The following is a 15414-nucleotide window of genomic DNA, read 5'->3' as shown; positions in this document are numbered from 1 at the left end:
ATTTTTAACAACGCGAAGCGTTGGCCCTAAGGGTGAGCGCCACGGATGGCTGCGAATAAAAAATTGTCAGGAGCAATTTTTAACAACGCGAAGCGTTGGCCCTAAGGGTGAGCGCCACGGATGGCTGCGAATAAAAAATTGTCAGGAGCAATTTTTAACAACGCGAAGCGTTGGCCCTAAGGGTGAGCGCCACGGATGGCTGCGAATAAAAAATTGTCAGGAGCAATTTTTAACAACGCGAAGCGTTGGCCCTAAGGGTGAGCGCCACGGATGGCTGCGAATAAAAAATTGTCAGGAGCAATTTTTAACAACGCGAAGCGTTGGCCCTAAGGGTGAGCGCCACGGATTTCTGCGAATAAAAAAGCCTCTGCGTTTGCAGAGGCTTTTTAAACTCAGAGTAAAACTTATGCTTTTTTCGATAAATCCAGCAGCAGCGCGTTTAAGCGGCTGACAAAAGTTGCAGGATTTTTCAGGCTGCCACGCTCAGCCAATAAAGCCTGATCCAACAAGACTTCAGCCCATTGTTTAAACTGGGTTTCGTCCTGCACATCGGCAATATGTTTCACCAGTGCGTGATCAGGGTTCAGTTCAAAAATAGGTTTCACATCCGGCACTTTCTGGCCAACAGATTCCATCAGTTTCATCATCTGCGTGCTCATGTCAAACTCGTCAGTGACAATACAAGCCGGGCTATCGGTTAAGCGATGACTGGTTTTCACCGCTTTGACCTGATCACCTAAAGCGGCTTTAAAGCGTTCAGTCACAGCGGCAAATTGCTTTTCTGTTTCTTCCTGAGCTTTTTTGGTTTCTTCGTCATCCAGCTTGCTGATGTCCAGATTACCTTTGGCGATAGAACGCAGCTTTTTACCTTCAAAGTCAGTCAGATGCTGCATTAACCACTCGTCAACACGGTCAGACAGCAGCAATACTTCGATGCCTTTTTTACGCAAGACTTCTAAATGGGGACTGTGTTTGGCCGCTTCGAAGCTATCAGCAACGATAAAATAAATTTCGTCCTGACCCTCTTTCATCCGGCTGACATAAGCCTCTAAGCTGACATTCTGATCGGCATTGTCGTTATGAGTCGAAGCAAAACGCAGCAGCTTAGCTATGCTGTCTTTATTGCCCATATCTTCAGCCGGGCCTTCTTTCATCACCTGACCAAACTCGTTCCAGAAGGTCTGGTACTCACTTTGGTCTTCAGCTTTGGCCATTTTCTCCAGCATTTTTAACACGCGTGAAGTACAGCCTTTGCGTAGGCTTTGCGTCACTTTCGTATCCTGCAAAATTTCACGCGATACGTTCAATGGTAAATCGCTGGAATCCAACACACCTTTGATAAAACGCAGGTAACTTGGCATAAACTGTTCAGCGTCATCCATAATAAATACACGCTGCACATAGAGTTTTAAGCCATGACGGGCTTCACGATTCCACATATCAAAAGGTGCTTTTTTCGGCACAAACAATAAACTGGTGTAGTTGGTATTGCCTTCGACTTTGTTGTGAGTCCAGCTTAATGGCTCGCTCCAGTCGTGCGATATATGCTTGTAGAATTCCTGATATTCATTTTCAGTGACTTCAGACTTATCACGCATCCAAAGTGCTGTGGCTTTGTTGACTGCTTTCCAGAAGCCTTCAGTGGCAGGGATTTTTTCGCCATCTTCACCGTCCTGCTCTGGCGTGCCTTCCTGATACATTTCTACCGGAATGCTGATATGGTCAGAGTACTTGGTGACAATAGACTCCACTTTCCACTGGCTTAAAAATTCAGTTTCTTCGTCGCGTAAATGCAGAATGATTTCTGTACCACGACCTGATTTGACTATAGGTGTGATAGTGTATTCACCCTCACCTGTCGATTCCCACTCAACGGCAGAATCAGCTGGTGCACCGGCTTTACGGGTTTTCACTGTTACTTTGTCGGCCACGATAAAAGCAGAATAGAAACCTACACCAAACTGACCAATCAGCTGAGAGTCTTTGGTTTGATCACCTGACAGCTGACCAAAAAACTCTTTAGTGCCGGATTTCGCGATAGTACCTAAATGACTAATCACTTCATCCTGCGTCATACCAATACCATTGTCGCTGATGGTAATGGTCTTCGCGGCTTCATCCAGACTGATACGAACGCGCAATTCGCCATCATTGTCGTACAGGCTACTATCTGACAAGGCTAAAAAACGCAGTTTGTCAGCCGCATCTGAGGCGTTGGAGACCAGCTCGCGCAGGAAGATTTCTTTATTGGAATACAGCGAATGGATCATCAGCTGCAGAAGTTGTTTGACCTCGGCCTGAAAGCCGTGCTTTTGTTTTTGTACTGTCTCAGTCATGTACAGCTCCTTATCTTTCGTGGAATGACTTTAAATGCAAAGGCGCCTATGCAAGGGCATAGCGCCTTTCAAATTGTGCTGGCAAGGATATGGGTTTAATAGCCACAAATATCAAGGGGGCAATAAAAGCAAAAGTCAGAACAAAAGTAGAGTAACAGGCAACTGGAGAAAGAATAAGCAAAGCTATAGCTTCAAGGATGAAGGTTTTGAGCAAAAGTATTGGAGCCAGAGCACAGCAAAATTGTAGGGGCGTGGTTTATCCACGCCCGCTTGCAGTTCTAAGCAAGTGGCACGAAGAGCGCAGCCAACAAAGCTATAGCTTCAAGGACGAAGGTCCTGAGCAAAGGCATTGGAGTTGCAGCGCGACGACAAGCGAGCGAGACCCAAGGAGCATAGTAGTCCTATGTGACTTGAGCGAGTAGCGCAGTCAACAAAGCTATAGCTTCAAGGACGAAGCTCAGATAGGTTTACGGCCACTAAAGGCGTGCGACAAGGTAGTCCCGTCCACATACTCTAAATCCCCACCCACAGGCACACCATGGGCGATACGGGATACAGTGACCTGATACTTTTTGCACTGCTCGGCAATGTAATAAGCTGTGGCATCCCCTTCTACGGTCGGGTTGGTGGCCAATATTACTTCCTGCACCGAACCTGTACCGAGCTGCTTTTGCAGTAAATCCAGACCCAGTTCTGAAGGACCTATGCCATCAAGTGGCGACAATTGGCCCTGCAAGACAAAATAACGGCCTTTAAACTGGCCTGTTTGCTCTATCGCAAACTGATCAGAAGACGAAGCGACAATACAAAGGCTTTGACTGTCGCTGCGCTTCGGGTCTGAGCAAATCGCACATAAATCAGTTTCGCAAAAAGTACGGCACTGTTGGCAATGCCCTACTTTCTCCATAGCCACAGCCAAAGCTTTCGACAACTGCACAGCACCGGAACGGTTGCGTTCCAGCAACTGCAGGGCAATACGTTGTGCCGACTTCGGACCTACCCCTGGCAATATGCGCAAGGCGTCAATCAGCTGCTGCAACAATGGGCTAAATTTGCTCATACTAAATCAAACAACAACTTAGAACGGCATCTTAAAACCAGGAGGTAATTGCATACCACCTGTTACAGCAGCCATTTTGGCTTTGTTGGTTTCTTCAACACGGCGTACCGCGTCGTTAATAGCTGCAGCAACTAAATCTTCAACCATTTCTTTGTCATCCTGCATCAGACTATCGTCGATGCTGACACGGCGTACATTGTGGTTGCCTGTCATGGTGACTTTCACCAGACCTGCACCCGACTCGCCTGTGACTTCCAGATTAGCCAATTCCTGCTGGGCCTTTTGCATTTTATCCTGCATGGCTTGCGCCTGCTTCATGATATTGCCTAAACCGCCACCACCACCTTTGAACATAACTGTACTCTCTTTAAAAATGACTCGATTAAACTGGCGACAAGATAATGACTTGAGCCCCAAATTACAAGATTAAAACAAGACGAATTAGTTGACGATAATACTATCGGCCACTATTTCCGCCCCAAACTCTTTTTGCAGCTGCAGCACCCATGGATCCTGTTGCAGCAACTGCTCTACATAAACCAGTCGTTCCTGCTCAATACGCTGCTGAATAGCCACAGGGCAAGTCTCCACCCAAGGTTGATACTGAATGTCCAGCTGAACCGTTTTATGAAAGGCCTGACTTAGTTCTTTAATAATTTCAGCACGGAATTTTTCTTTATCCAGATGCTGCTGACTTTGACAGACCTGCAACTGCACTGTATTCCCTGCCCAACTAATGCAGCTGTGTAACAAATACAAACGCAACAACCCACCTAAATTCAGACTATCCACTAAAGCTGCCCATTCATCCACCTGAGCGGCAAGCCGCACTGAAAAGTTCTCGGCTGTGATCACCCCATCAAAACGGTACTGCGCTTTCGTTTCCGGCGCGGCAATTGGCTGCGGTTCTGGTATAGGTTCAGATTGATACTGCTGTTGGAACTCCTGCCAGGCCCAATCAGCGGCAAAATCGGCATCTTCAGGCGGCACATCTGCAGGATCAGATTCATCAGGGTAAGCGGACATTGCCGGTTCTTGCTGTTCAGACACCACAGCAAGCATAACCGGACTGTGCTGAATAACAGCGGGAGAGTGCAGAGGCGTATTGGCTTGCTGCGAAGCTAATGGCTGCGGTAGTTGCCGTTGTGATACGGGTTGCTGTAAAACGGGCTGATGAACCTCGGCTGGAACAGCTTGCGCTCTTTGTATAGCAAAAGGCTCTGTAGCCTTAGCTACAGCCGGAGTTGGTTCAGACTTTTTTTCGCTCTGAGTCTCCACAGCTCTATCAAGGCTAACAGCATCAACTTTAATACCACGGCGCGCCAAAATAGAAGCTGCAATACCTGCAGCAGCGGGTTGCGCAACAGCAGCCACAACTTCTGTTGCAACATGCTGTTCTGGAGGCATTTCAACTACAGCTTCAGACTCTAACTGCAAGGACTCTGTCATATATAGCTCAGGTTCTGGCTCTTTAGCCGGAGCTGCAGTTTCAGGTAAATTAAACTTGGCTTTGAGTTCAGCGGCATGCGATACAGGCAGCGACGCTCGCATAGCAGAAGAAGTATCAGCAGCTCCTGGCACAAAAGCCACAGCGCGTAATAACGCCATTTCCAAACCAATACGTGGCTCTGGAGCAAAGGCCAATTCTTTTTTGCCGGAAATCAGTAACTGATAAAACAGCTGTAACTGCTCTGGGCTTTGCTGCTCTGCTAATTGCTGCACAAAAGCGCTGTGGTCTGTGACCAAATCAGCAGCCTGCCAGTTAAACTGACTTAGAGCAGCTAAATGCAACAAGGCAAGCATATCATCCAGCACATGGGCAAAATGACTATGCTGCTGTACCAATTGATCCAGATGCTGTTTCAGCGCAGCTAAATCCCGGTTAATTACAGCAGCTAATAACAGTTCAGCCCACTGCTGCTCCAGATATCCCAGCATATCGCGCACTAGCTGCACTGTAATATTGGAATTACTCTGGGCTATTGCCTGGTCAGTTAAGCTTAACGAATCGCGTAAACTGCCCTTGGCGGCACGAGCTAATAAAGCCAGCGCATCTGCAGCAGCAGGAATGCCTTCCTGCGCCAATACATATGACAAATGATGTTTAATCTGTTCCGGGCTTAACGCCTTTAAGCTGAACTGCAAACAACGGGATAATACGGTCACAGGCAGCTTTTGCGGATCAGTAGTGGCCAGCAAAAACTTCACGTGCGGTGGCGGTTCTTCTAAAGTCTTCAACAGTGCGTTAAAGCTGTGGCGAGACAGCATATGCACTTCGTCTATTAAGTAGACTTTATAACGGCCACGGCTGGGCGCGTATTGCACGTTGTCGAGTAAATCGCGGGTGTCTTCTACTTTGGTGCGGGATGCAGCATCAATTTCTAACAGATCAACAAAAAAGCCCTGATCAATTTCAACGCAGGCACTACAAACCCCACAAGGCGTGGAGGTTACGCCAGTTTCACAGTTTAAACTTTTGGCAAAAATACGGGCTATGGTGGTTTTACCGACACCACGGGTGCCGGTAAACAAATAGGCATGATGTAATCTGTTGTGATTCAGCGCATTGGTCAACGCTGTTTTCACATGATCCTGGCCGACCAATTGACCAAAATGTTGCGGTCGCCATTTTCTTGCCAGTACTTGATAACTCATGCCACCTGCCTGTTTTAGCCTTTGTACTTGAAGCTACAGCTTTGTTGGCTACGCGCGCTCCCCCCAATCACATAGGAAACTATGTTCATGGGGCCTCGCTAGCTTGCCGCCGCGCTGCCAGTCCAAATAATTTGGCTACATTAGATTTAATCGCCTGCAAATTCAACCAGACTGTAGAGGTTAAGCCCCAGTTTCTCTAAACGCGCTTGTCCACCCAAATCCGGCAGATTCACCACAAAAGCGGCGTCCGTCGCTTTGCCACCTAAGCGCTCGACTAAACTGGTTGTTGCAGCAATAGTACCACCTGTAGCCAATAAGTCATCCACTAACAGCACCTTATCTCCGGCAACTATTGCGTCTTTATGAATTTCCAGCGTGTCTTCGCCGTATTCCAGTTGATAAGACTGAGCAATACGTTCGCGCGGTAATTTACCTGGCTTACGCACTGGTACAAAAGGTAAACCCATGGCATAAGCCAAAGGGGCACCAAAAATAAAACCACGGGATTCAGTACCGACAATCTTGGTAAAGCCTTTGCCCTGATACTGCTGCTTAAACGCATCAATCACCTGTGCGAAAGCACCAGCATCCAGCATTAAACTGGTCACGTCACGAAATAAAATACCTGGCTTTGGATAGTCAGGCACAGCTTTAATCACCTGACTTAATAAAGCGGAAAGAGATTGTGGATTCATCATCACCATCCTGATTATAAAATTCAACAACGGCATATCGACAAAATGCTGGATATACCACAGATAAAAAAACCGCCTTGAGGGCGGTTTTTTTCGCTCGCAACAATTTAAGCGATGATCCGCAGCCAACTGATGATGGGTGCCAGACACAATAAAACCACAAAGGCTGTGACTAACAGCACTAACTGGCCGATACCAAAAGATTCTTTAAAATTCTCGTCTGCCATGATGTGAGCTCATTCACTAAAAAGGTTGGACATGGTAATGAATTTTAGCCCGCTTGAAAAGCTTGTACTATGCCTTTCTCGGCAAAATCTGCCAGTATCTGCTCAGCACCGGGCAACAATTGACAGGGATCCAACTGTGGCACGTAAGGTGATAATTGGCTAACCAGTTCAGCCAAGGTTAAACCTGGCTGCTGCGCTAATACTTGCAGCAATAAAGTGGTCAGCTGGTTTAACGCGATAAATTTTACTTCGTCGTCAGAGTTACGATGAATAAGTAAAAAACTAGCTTCGGTTTCTGTTGGCTGAAACTCCAGACAAATTTTATGCACTGGGTATTGATAGGCCTGCACTGATGCTAAATCGGACAACTGCAGTGCCTGCTGTTTCAGATCGCGTATGGGAAGTCCGGCTTCTGCTTTGCGTGTTGCCAGCTCTAATTCCAGCCATTCATAATGCGCCAATTCCAGCATAAACACAGGGTCATCGGGCTGTAGTTGATACTGGTGCTGTAAAAACTCTAAAAAACTCTGGGCTATGGATAAAAAGAATGGATTTTCGCAGCGATAGCCGGCAAAAAAAGGCTGTAAACGCTGCTGCCATGTCTGCTCTGAGTACAAGGATTTCAGCACAGGAAAAGCACTGCTGATAAAACCTGACACATTGTTAAACAACAATTCCCGATACACATCCAGACGTTCCTGCTCTATATCCAGAGGTTTTTCGTGTTGCTCTGGCGAGCGCAAATAAGCAACAAAGTCCCGTTGAACCTGTTGGAATTTCATTTCAGGCCCTTACCTTATTTTGCTTAACTTGTTGCAAGCTACGAATATGCGCCAGCTCCAGTTGCAGTTGTTGCATATCAGGAATATTAAAATCCCTTTCCAGCAAAGTCGGAAACAGGCCGTGATGCAAATAAGCGTCGGACAATAAGGCCCAGACCGGATCAGACACATCAGCGCCATGAGTATCAATCAGCAAGCTGTCATGCTGGCGATAATGTCCAGCGACATGACCATAAGCAATACGCTGTGTTGGCAGGCCTTTTAAAAAAGCCAGCGCATCATAGCTATGATTAACTGAATTGACGTAGATGTTATTCACATCTAATAGCAGCTTGCAGTCGGCCAACTCCAGCACTGCGTTGGTAAACTCAAGTTCAGTCAGCTCTTGTCCAGGCGCTGCATAATAAGAGACATTTTCGATGACCAACTGCTGTTCAAGAATATCTTGTACCAGACGAATACGATCTGCGACATAAACAGCAGCTTCTTCGGTAAAAGGAATAGGCAGCAAATCATACAAATGTCCTGCGGCAGAACAATAACTTAAATGTTCGCTGTAAAGTTTGATCTGATGCTCTTTTAAAAAGGCTTTGATTTGGCGGACAAAATCCAGATCCAAAGCATCAGGACTGCCTAAAGACAACGACAAACCATGGCAAATAAAGTGATAGCGTTCAGTTAACTGACGGAATTTTTTTTGGTAGGCACCACCATAAGGCAACCAGTTTTCCGGCGCAACTTCAAAAAAGTCGATGTCGGCTTGAGGTTGTTGCAACACAGAGTTGAGCATTTCACGACGTAAGCCCAAACCGACTTCTGCAGCTTTTAAACCAAAACGAACATCAGACATAAGATCTCCTGAAAGCGGTCAGCCTGCGATCGCAGGCTGACATTCTTCGGTGTTATACAGCGCCACCGCACTTGCCTTCACCACACTTGGCTTCTTTGGCTTTTTCTTTGTCTTTGCCTTCTTTTTTATCGCCACCACATTTGGCTTCTTTATCTTTGGCTTTGTCTTCGCCGCATTTAGCTTCTTTAGCTTTGTCTGCGCCACAAGAAGCTTCAGCTGAAGCCAGCTGGTAACCAGCATTTAACTGCTCAGCTGAAAACGGATTCGCGTTGGCGCTCAAGCTTAACGTGGATAAAGAGCCCAGTACTAAAGCACTGATGGCAACAGCTGTCGTTTTGTTGGTTTTCATATCGATGTTCCTCGTAGTTGCATTAAGTTGCATTTAATAGACCTGTACTACAGAAAAAAAATTTCGCAACAGCATAAATTATTCGGCACACCGGATACCATAGACCAGTTCTATGCTCATAATCAAAAAATACTGATCTACGGATTGACCTTTTCAGACAGATGGAGCAATTAAATCTTTGTCAGCTTCACTGCCAATCCGATCAACCCTTCATTGCTCTTGATCTCGGTATAAACCGCTGGAGCAAAAAGTCCAGGCTGCGCTGCTAACTTCTGATCCAATTGCTCGGGCGTTAACGCTACTGCTTGCTGCTGCACCAAACGTTGCAAATGAAAACCTGTATTAACTTTTAACGCTTTGACTCGCTCCAGCGCGGCGAAGTCTGATGCTAAAACAGCTTGAGCAGTCTGACGGAATAACTCTGAATACCATTCTTGTTCATAAGCGGACTGATAATTCTGATTAAACTTCTGCATAATAGCCAACAAGGCCTGATTCACCTGAGCAAAGGCCGGAACCTGAGCAGGCGCTATTGACTTTTGTTTGAGCTGAAGCGTCAACTCAATCAAGGAGATCGCTAAGTCAAAATACAAATACTGATCCATTAATGCACTCAGGATAGCGACGCCTAAGCTGCAGTCTGTGGAAATAAAAGACTCTGGATGGTGCGCAATAAAATGCAGCGATGTACCAGACTTCAATACTCTGTGTAGCTCAGTTAAAGACATGTCCAGATCTGTATACTCAAAACCAAATTGAGAAATAGCTAAATCTACAGATTGAGAGGCCAAAGGTAACTTCTCTATTGATGTATCGCCAAGAAACTCTGCTCGTACTGGTGCAGTCAGCTTTGCTAATTGCTGCTTTACCGCAGAGAAATTAATCTGAGCAGCATCAATACCATACAACATAAAATCTTTGTCTGTTGAGCACGAATAACTAGCTGCAGCGAGAAGCAAAGCTCCATTACCACAACATAAATCCGCAACCACAGCCTGCGGGGTCTGAGCTTCGAACACTGACGACCAATAATCTGCTACGGCGCCTTTATAACCAAATGCCATTTCACCTTCAGCAAAGCTACTTAACGCCTCTGTAGTACCCCAAAGATTATTCCAGTGATCCATAATGAACTCTTTTACCAAATCATCAGCCGCAGTATTGTTAAAGAGCGGCTTTGTATTAAAAAAAAACCCCACCAAAGTGGGGTTTTACGTCAGCTTAAACTGCAGTTGTTATAACAACCTAGCAGTAAAGGCTTATCAGAAACGTTGAGTGTAACGAACGTAGCTGATACGGCCGTAAGCATCATACAGTGTATAGTCTAAGTTACGACCAGCAGCACTGGATACACCAATCTGTGGGAACTTTTCAAACAAGTTCTGAGCACCCACTGTGATATCTGCATTCCAGCCAGTGTGGTAAACCACTTGCAGGTCATGCGTAGTCCATGAAGCAATATGGCCACTGCGAGTAGTAACATTATTTGCCGTAGTCACGTTGTTAAACTGATCACCGATCAGGTTAGTAGTGAAGGACACGTCAAAATCACTGATGCTCCAAGCGTGGCTTAATGCCATACGCTGTTGTGGACGACCTGGGTCTTTCACAAGGTTACGGCCGCTGTCCAGACTGAAATCTAACACGTGGCTGGCTTGGAATGTTGATTTCAGTTTACCGAAATCACCAAAGTCAAAGTTAGTAGCTATGTTTAAATCTATACCTGAAGTTTCTTGCGTACCGTCGTTAGCAGAACCAGTTGTGGCTTCGATGATAGCATTGTTCACCGGGTCACGAACATAACCTAAACCAGCAGGGATTGGGTCGCCAGCACGATCACGGTTGATCAGTGTTTGTAAGCCGATATAACGGATTGAGTCTTCAATTTCGATATTGTAGTAGTCAACAGCAAAGTTTAACCAATCTGTCGGCTGATATGCGATACCAAAAGAACGCTGATCTGATTGTTCTGATTTCAGAGCAGGGTTAGCAATATCCGTTGAACGGATCTGGCCAGAAGGACAAGACGTGACCGGAGTATTGTTGAAATCACACAATACAAAATCCTGTACCGTATCGTTACGAGACGACGGTTGTTGTGTCAGGATGTCCAAGCTTGGTGCGTTAAAACCTTTACCTACTGAAGCACGTAATACTAAACCTTCTAATGGCTCGTAGCGGGCAGATACTTTAGGTGCCAAATCGTTGCCGTAGTCAGAGTATTTCTCGTAACGGGCAGCAAAGTTCAGTTCAAACTGTTCTGTTACTGGCACTAATGCCTCAGCGTACGCCGCTTTCACATTACGACCACCACCAGCAGAAGAACCAGCAGAACCACCTACAACACCAGCTTCAGACAGTGAGTCATACTTGTCGTTGTATTGCTCTTTACGGTACTCGGCACCTACTACCGCCTGAATAGCACCTGCGTCTAATTCCATCACGTCAAAAGCAGCAGAAGCAAATGCTTCTTCCTGGTCAAACTGGCTGACGCGAGAAATAGTCACGTTCATTGAGTTTAACAAGGCACGGTAAGCAGCCTGGTCTTCAGCAGTAGTGAAACGCTCACCGAACGGGTCGTTTAGCATGTAAGCACCACTTTCCATGGCGATATTTGCCGCAGAACGTAACAGGTAACCAGTACCTATGTTGTAAGCTTTCGTTTTGGCTTTGCGTACACCTACGTCAATATCGATATCGTTGACGTTACCTTCTAAACCAACCATTGCATCGTTAGCATAGTTATCAACAGATGTATCACGAGTTCCCAATGCCGCAAAACGGTGGAACACAGCAACAGAACGGGCAGCGCCACCAATAGCAGCATCGTACAGTGGGCTATTTGGGTTCGTTGGGTTGTTTGGGCTTGTTGCAGAAATGATACTGCCCGGATCGTTCAGAGAAGCAGCATAACGACCGAATGACTTGGTTTTAGCAACGTTAGCATTACCATAGACTTTCCAGTTGTCTGTAAACTCGTGAGTACCACGAACAAATAGAGACTGGTTGCCCGTCGATGAATCGTTGGCATTGGTTTTCAGGAAGTCATAGCTACACAGTTGGTTTGCAGGAACCCAAGGGCTTTGAGTAGTGTAGAACAATTCAAAATCACAAGCTTTAGTTAATGCACGAGCCTGTGTAGAACCTGGAGCACGGCCAGCTGAAGTTAACGGAGCCCAGTTGTTACCGTATGGAGAGATACCACGGTTTGGCGCATTCCATGGGAAAGCACGTTCAAAAATAATGTCACGGTTGTTCCAGGAAAAACCAGCCATCAGGTTGGTTTTATCATTGGCAGAACCGATCAGGAAACTACCTTCCTCACGATCACCGCCATCTGAAGGCAAGCTTACACGTGAAGAGCCCAGTTTAATTTCAGCACCATCGTAGTCTTTACGAGTGATGATGTTCACAACACCACCAATAGCGTCTGAACCGTATACAGCAGATGCGCCGTCTTGCAGAACTTCGATACGTTCAACAGCAGCCAGTGGCAACTGGTTTAAGTCCTGAGAGCTACCTGTTAAAGGAGACTTAGGAACACGTTTACCATCAATCAGAATCAAGGTACGGTTGGCACCTAAACCACGTAAGTTGATCTGAGACGTACCCTGAGCAGAGTTGCCTGAGGTGGTACGGGCAGAACCGAATGAGTTGAAGGTAGTGTTACGTAATAAGTCAGTCACAGACAATTGACCAGACATATCAATAGCAGCACGGTCTATAGTAGTGATAGGTAAAGAACCTTCAAGGTCAGTACGTTTGATACGTGAACCAGTTACTTCGATACGCTCAACGTCCGTAGCTTCTTCTTCCGCGGCTTCCTGAGCTACAGAGGTAAAAGCAACTGAAGCTGCACCAAAAGCAACAGCTAAGCGCACTGCCTTTGATAATTTGTTATTTGTGAACATGTTTTTCTCCCTGGACCACTATTTAGTGATTCTATATTTTTACGATGACCAACCTTTGCGGCGATTGGAACTCCGAACTTTTCGCAATCGAGGTTGACCCCGACAACAACGCTTCGATAATAAACGTAATTTTTCAGCACGGTCAACAGCTTTTATGGAACAAATTTCTCTGGGTGTTGTCAACGTGTGCGATTGTCCATGCCTTGTACCACTTTGACCTGCCACTTGGTGGGTATTTTTTAAGCACCCATACCTATTTAGCCTACATAAAAAGCTTTTATAGAACAAAATTCAGCCACACCAAGGCTACCATTGAACTTTGCCTAAAAATCTGTAACTTTAAGTTTACGGTTTGTAAGTCAAATTATTTCATTTATTCGCTGTCTGAACTGCTGTTTTTCAAAGGTAATATCCATATTGCGCCGGCTTGCAGGCTGACTTATGATGAACCCCTGTTTTTTTATCCAGATGTTTTAATGCTTACCGATGCTTTAAAGAACCAAATCCGGCAAATTCACCAGCAACTGAAAAGCAACCTGGCGAACTACCAACCTCGGCCTGGTCAAAACAAAATGGTCGCGGAAATTGCCAATACCTTGGCTGGTAGCTATCACACCTATGATCGAACTTTGCTGGTTGAGGCAGGAACTGGCACAGGTAAATCTCTGGCCTATTTGATGGCAGCTATTCCCTTCGCCCTGAAGCAGAAAAAAACCTTGGTTATTGCTACGGCCACAGTGGCTTTACAAGAGCAATTAGTGCAAAAAGATTTGCCCTTTTTTCTAAAACACAGCGGCCTGAAGTTTGAATTCTGTTTAGTCAAAGGCAGGCAGCGCTATGCCTGCATCGAAAAAATCAAACAACAATTATTGCAGCCTGACTTATTACCTTTGTTTCAAAGCACTGCCCCTGCCCCCCTGTTACAACAGTTATTAAACCATTGGCAGCAGCGGTTGTGGTTAGGTGACAGAGACAGCTTAAAAGAGCCTGTAACAGATGAGCATTGGTATGGCATTGCCTCAGATCCAGCCCATTGCACCAAAGCACATTCAGCGCATCACCACTGCCCTTTTCATTTGGCTCGTGCAGAAATTGAAGGGAGCACCGTTTTAGTGGTCAATCATGCCTTGTTATTGGCTGACTTGGACGCAGGCTCACAAATATTGCCAGAGCCAGCGGACTGCATTTACGTTATTGATGAAGCGCATCACTTGCCAGACAGTGGCCGTGATTTTTTTTCTGCACATGCCCCTATGAGCTTCCCGGCACAATGGCTGGAAAAACTAAAGAAAACTACGCAGCAACTCGCAGGTATCCTGCCCCAACAAGGCGCAATGACCGAAGTATTAAAACTGGATGAGTTGGCGAGTGACTTTTTAAAACAATTAAAGCCTGTACAACATCAGATAGAACTCAATCAACACCGCTGGTTTACTAAAGAATCTCATTACCGTTTTGCTGATGCAGTCTTGCCCGAAACTTTTGCCTCCAACGCCGATCAACTGGCTGAGTTGAGTGGTAAAGCCTTGGCTTGTGTAGAAAAATTACAACAATTTTTATCTGAGGCCGGCACAGAACATAAAGTCGCGACAAAACTTGTGTTGCCTTTGCAATTCGAACTCACAGCTATAGAGCACAGGTTTGAGCAGCAGTCTGAACTTTGGCGGCTTTATTCGGTACCGCAACAAAAGCATGTGAATCAAGCGCGTTGGCTAAGTGCAGACAACCTGAATAGGGACTCTAAACAGAGAGAGAATCTGCAAAGCAGTGCTTATGCCAGCCCTTTGTCAGTAAGTTTCCTGCTAGACGACTTATTATTTAGTCAGGCTTTCGCTACTGTGCTTTGCTCCGCAACTTTGACCACTTTAAATAGCTTTGACTATATCAAACAAGAACTCGGCCTTGCTCAACATCCTGGTTTACAAACACTCAAAGTAGACTCCCCCTTTGATTATCGGAATAAAGCCCGATTGCTATTACCAAAAATGCAGACAGACCCAAGCAGCGATGCATTTACCGACGAATTAATCGATAAATTACCAACATATATGGATAAAGTAGCAGGTAATCTGGTGCTATTTGCTTCGTATTGGCAAATGCAAAAAGTTACAGAGGCCTTAAGGGCTAAAGGTTGGTCCTTTTTAGTGCAAGGCGAAGCGTCGCGTCAGTCTTTATTGGAACTTCACAGCATGAAAGTAAAAGCAGGAGAAGGCAGTATTTTATGTGGCACCCAAAGCTTTTCAGAAGGTTTGGATTTACCCGGGGCTCTACTGACGAATCTGGTGATCACAAAATTGCCTTTTGCTGTGCCTTCATCGCCATTGGAAGAAGCATTATCTGAAGCCATCACCAAACGTGGAGGTAATCCATTTTTACAAATGACAGTGCCAGCTACGGCACGAAAACTGGTGCAGGCCTGTGGTAGACTGCTGCGCCAGGAACAAGATTATGGCCGTATTGTGATTTTAGACAGACGCTTAGTCACCAAAACTTATGGCAAAGCCATGCTTAAGGCCTTGCCACCTTTTTCACAAATTATTGAAGAGTAA

Annotated in this window: 11 protein-coding genes; 1 reads left to right on the top strand and 10 read right to left on the bottom strand. The window is 45.8% G+C overall.

Features of this window, described 5'->3' with window-relative positions:
* Nucleotides 1-404 precede the first annotated feature (404 nt).
* The 10 genes from htpG to EMM73_RS09540 form a co-directional block, all read right to left on the bottom strand.
* The gene (gene htpG / locus EMM73_RS09585; protein WP_127686223.1) at nucleotides 405-2336 is read right to left on the bottom strand and encodes a molecular chaperone HtpG; all 1932 of its coding nucleotides are present in this window, start codon (nucleotides 2334-2336) and stop codon (nucleotides 405-407) included.
* Between the two features lie 457 nt (nucleotides 2337-2793).
* The gene (gene recR / locus EMM73_RS09580; RefSeq protein WP_127686222.1) at nucleotides 2794-3396 is read right to left on the bottom strand and encodes a recombination mediator RecR; all 603 of its coding nucleotides are present in this window, start codon (nucleotides 3394-3396) and stop codon (nucleotides 2794-2796) included.
* An 18-nt stretch (nucleotides 3397-3414) separates the two neighbouring features.
* Nucleotides 3415-3750 (bottom strand): YbaB/EbfC family nucleoid-associated protein, encoded by a 336-nt coding sequence (locus EMM73_RS09575; RefSeq protein ID WP_008897685.1) that lies wholly within the window; start codon nucleotides 3748-3750, stop codon nucleotides 3415-3417.
* 87 nt (nucleotides 3751-3837) lie between these two features.
* On the bottom strand, nucleotides 3838-6051 hold the full coding sequence (gene dnaX, locus EMM73_RS09570) for a DNA polymerase III subunit gamma/tau (RefSeq protein WP_127686221.1): 2214 nt from the start codon (nucleotides 6049-6051) through the stop codon (nucleotides 3838-3840).
* A 146-nt stretch (nucleotides 6052-6197) separates the two neighbouring features.
* Nucleotides 6198-6746 carry an adenine phosphoribosyltransferase gene (gene apt, locus EMM73_RS09565; protein ID WP_127686220.1) on the bottom strand — a complete coding sequence of 183 codons (549 nt, stop codon included), beginning with the start codon at nucleotides 6744-6746 and terminating at the stop codon, nucleotides 6198-6200.
* A gap of 271 nt (nucleotides 6747-7017) precedes the next feature.
* On the bottom strand, nucleotides 7018-7755 hold the full coding sequence (locus EMM73_RS09560; RefSeq protein WP_127686219.1) for an HvfC family RiPP maturation protein: 738 nt from the start codon (nucleotides 7753-7755) through the stop codon (nucleotides 7018-7020).
* A gap of 1 nt (nucleotide 7756) precedes the next feature.
* The gene (locus EMM73_RS09555) at nucleotides 7757-8605 is read right to left on the bottom strand and encodes an HvfB family MNIO-type RiPP peptide maturase (RefSeq protein WP_127686218.1); all 849 of its coding nucleotides are present in this window, start codon (nucleotides 8603-8605) and stop codon (nucleotides 7757-7759) included.
* Between the two features lie 52 nt (nucleotides 8606-8657).
* A complete protein-coding gene (locus EMM73_RS09550) occupies nucleotides 8658-8954 on the bottom strand; it encodes an HvfA family oxazolone/thioamide-modified RiPP metallophore (protein WP_127686217.1) in 297 nt (98 codons plus the stop codon).
* Between the two features lie 170 nt (nucleotides 8955-9124).
* Complete coding sequence (locus EMM73_RS09545; RefSeq protein ID WP_127686216.1) at nucleotides 9125-10081, bottom strand: class I SAM-dependent methyltransferase; 957 nt, start codon at nucleotides 10079-10081, stop codon at nucleotides 9125-9127.
* 135 nt (nucleotides 10082-10216) lie between these two features.
* Nucleotides 10217-12865 carry a TonB-dependent receptor plug domain-containing protein gene (locus EMM73_RS09540; protein ID WP_127686215.1) on the bottom strand — a complete coding sequence of 883 codons (2649 nt, stop codon included), beginning with the start codon at nucleotides 12863-12865 and terminating at the stop codon, nucleotides 10217-10219.
* Between the two features lie 476 nt (nucleotides 12866-13341).
* On the opposite strand from EMM73_RS09540, the gene dinG reads away from it, so the two are divergent.
* Nucleotides 13342-15414, top strand: coding sequence for an ATP-dependent DNA helicase DinG (gene dinG / locus EMM73_RS09535; protein ID WP_127686214.1), 2073 nt, complete (start codon nucleotides 13342-13344; stop codon nucleotides 15412-15414).

The sequence above is a fragment of the Rheinheimera sediminis genome, assembly GCF_004005375.1.
Lineage (GTDB): Bacteria > Pseudomonadota > Gammaproteobacteria > Enterobacterales > Alteromonadaceae > Pararheinheimera.
The sequence above is the reverse complement of the archived record's forward strand: the minus strand, read 5'-3'. Positions and strand labels throughout refer to the sequence as shown.

Bases quoted from the DNA above. Each gene is read 5' to 3' on its own strand.
- htpG (WP_127686223.1), bottom strand. From the start codon at position 2,336: ATGACTGAGACAGTACAAAAACAAAAGCACGGCTTTCAGGCCGAGGTC.
- recR (WP_127686222.1), bottom strand. From the start codon at position 3,396: ATGAGCAAATTTAGCCCATTGTTGCAGCAGCTGATTGACGCCTTGCGC.
- EMM73_RS09575 (WP_008897685.1), bottom strand. From the start codon at position 3,750: ATGTTCAAAGGTGGTGGTGGCGGTTTAGGCAATATCATGAAGCAGGCG.
- dnaX (WP_127686221.1), bottom strand. From the start codon at position 6,051: ATGAGTTATCAAGTACTGGCAAGAAAATGGCGACCGCAACATTTTGGT.
- apt (WP_127686220.1), bottom strand. From the start codon at position 6,746: ATGAATCCACAATCTCTTTCCGCTTTATTAAGTCAGGTGATTAAAGCT.
- EMM73_RS09560 (WP_127686219.1), bottom strand. From the start codon at position 7,755: ATGAAATTCCAACAGGTTCAACGGGACTTTGTTGCTTATTTGCGCTCG.
- EMM73_RS09555 (WP_127686218.1), bottom strand. From the start codon at position 8,605: ATGTCTGATGTTCGTTTTGGTTTAAAAGCTGCAGAAGTCGGTTTGGGC.
- EMM73_RS09550 (WP_127686217.1), bottom strand. From the start codon at position 8,954: ATGAAAACCAACAAAACGACAGCTGTTGCCATCAGTGCTTTAGTACTG.
- EMM73_RS09545 (WP_127686216.1), bottom strand. From the start codon at position 10,081: ATGGATCACTGGAATAATCTTTGGGGTACTACAGAGGCGTTAAGTAGC.
- EMM73_RS09540 (WP_127686215.1), bottom strand. From the start codon at position 12,865: ATGTTCACAAATAACAAATTATCAAAGGCAGTGCGCTTAGCTGTTGCT.
- dinG (WP_127686214.1), top strand. From the start codon at position 13,342: ATGCTTACCGATGCTTTAAAGAACCAAATCCGGCAAATTCACCAGCAA.